This window comes from Lysobacter xanthus, assembly GCF_047159895.1.
In genome coordinates this window covers 1-1329 of the sequence record NZ_BAAGAB020000151.1, presented here as the reverse complement: position 1 = coordinate 1329, position 1329 = coordinate 1, and the positions used below count along the sequence as shown (strand labels likewise).

2 protein-coding genes are annotated in these 1329 nt (G+C 61.2%); both read right to left on the bottom strand.

Translation table 11 applies throughout. The features are described 5' to 3' along the window. Positions 1-683 (bottom strand): prolipoprotein diacylglyceryl transferase (gene lgt, locus ACY35P_RS15605; RefSeq protein ID WP_462116753.1); only part of this gene is annotated, 683 nt, incomplete at its 3' end. Positions 684-761: 78 nt separating this feature from the next. Then, positions 762-1229 (bottom strand): nuclear transport factor 2 family protein, encoded by a 468-nt coding sequence (locus ACY35P_RS15600; protein WP_462116752.1) that lies wholly within the window; start codon positions 1227-1229, stop codon positions 762-764. Positions 1230-1329: the final 100 nt, after the last annotated feature.

Below are 1329 nucleotides of genomic sequence, written 5' to 3'. Positions count from 1 at the left end.
AGCGCACGCGCCAGGCAGCCGACCTCGACGCGCCGCGCGAACCGCGCCGAAAACGCAAGCACGAAAAGGGTGCCGAGCAGCAGGCCCGACCGACTGGCTAAACCGCGGCGGTACAAGGACCAGAGCACGCAACCGATGCCGAGGTAAGCGGCAGCCTCATACAGCTGCACGGGATGTCGCGGCACCTGATCGACAGCCGCGAACACGACGCCCCAGGTGCCCGATGTTGGGAGTCCCACGATCTCGGAATTTAGGAAGTTGGCTAGACGTATGGACGCCGTGGCGATGGTGGACGGGATGGCCGCGCGATCAAGCAGCCATAGCAGCCGAAGAGGAGGTTTGTGGCGGCGGGCTGCGAGGCCGAGCCCGATAAACACTCCGACCACGCCGCCGTGGCTTGCGAGGCCGCCTTCCCAGACCCGGACGATCTCTAACGGATGGCTCAAATAGTAGCCGGGCTCATATACGAGGCAGTGGACTAGGCGCGCCCCTATGACTGCTCCTACAAGCGCATAAATCAGTAGATCCGCGGCCGCATTAGGATCTACGCCTTCACGCCGGAAGATGCGCCCGAGGGCGAACTGCGCAGCGATGAACCCGCCGACAAAAAGCAGCCCGTACCACCGGACTGAAAGGGGGCCCAGCTGAAGCAGAATTGGGTCGAAGTTCCAATGGATCAGCATGGCCAGCGACGCAGCCTCCTAGGCAGCTAACACCTGAGTTAAGCCGCGCCGCGAAGCGGCGTCGGCTTGGACGAATTGTTAGGCGGGCACTTTGGGAGTACTCGCTTTTGGACTGCTCGAGTAGCGTGCTGAGACCTTCCACTTGCCGCGGACTTTCACCCAGACATCGGTGAGGAATGCATCACCGCTGCGGTCTCGACCGTTGACGGTGGCCCGTTGTGTGTAGAACGAGCTGACGACAGCGACGTTTCCATAGCGCCGAACGACAATTTGCTTGAACGTGAACTCGTGAAGCTTGTAGCCGGTGGTGGCGTTCTGTAACCACTCGGCGCGATCAGTGACGCTTAGCTGAGTCGGCTGCGCCGCCGTAAGGGTGTACTCAGGAGCTAGGAACGACTCAAGCTTTGTTCTGTCCTGGGCGCGGATTGCTTCAGACCAAGCCACCTCAAGACGCCGGAACTCTTCAGTTTCTGGGTCGTCACGCGCGAACGAAATGGAGCTGGAAGCCAGTAGGAGCAGCAGCGCAAAGCGGATCAAGCTCTTCATGACGCCCTCGATGTGGTTGTGCCGCCTAACACCTGAGTTAAGCCGCGCCGCGAAGCGGCGTCGGCTTGGACGAATTGTTAGGGGGCGTACTCAGCACCCT

Excerpts from the sequence above, each read along its gene's own strand:
- ACY35P_RS15600 (WP_462116752.1), bottom strand. The coding sequence starts at position 1,229 with ATGAAGAGCTTGATCCGCTTTGCGCTGCTGCTCCTACTGGCTTCCAGC.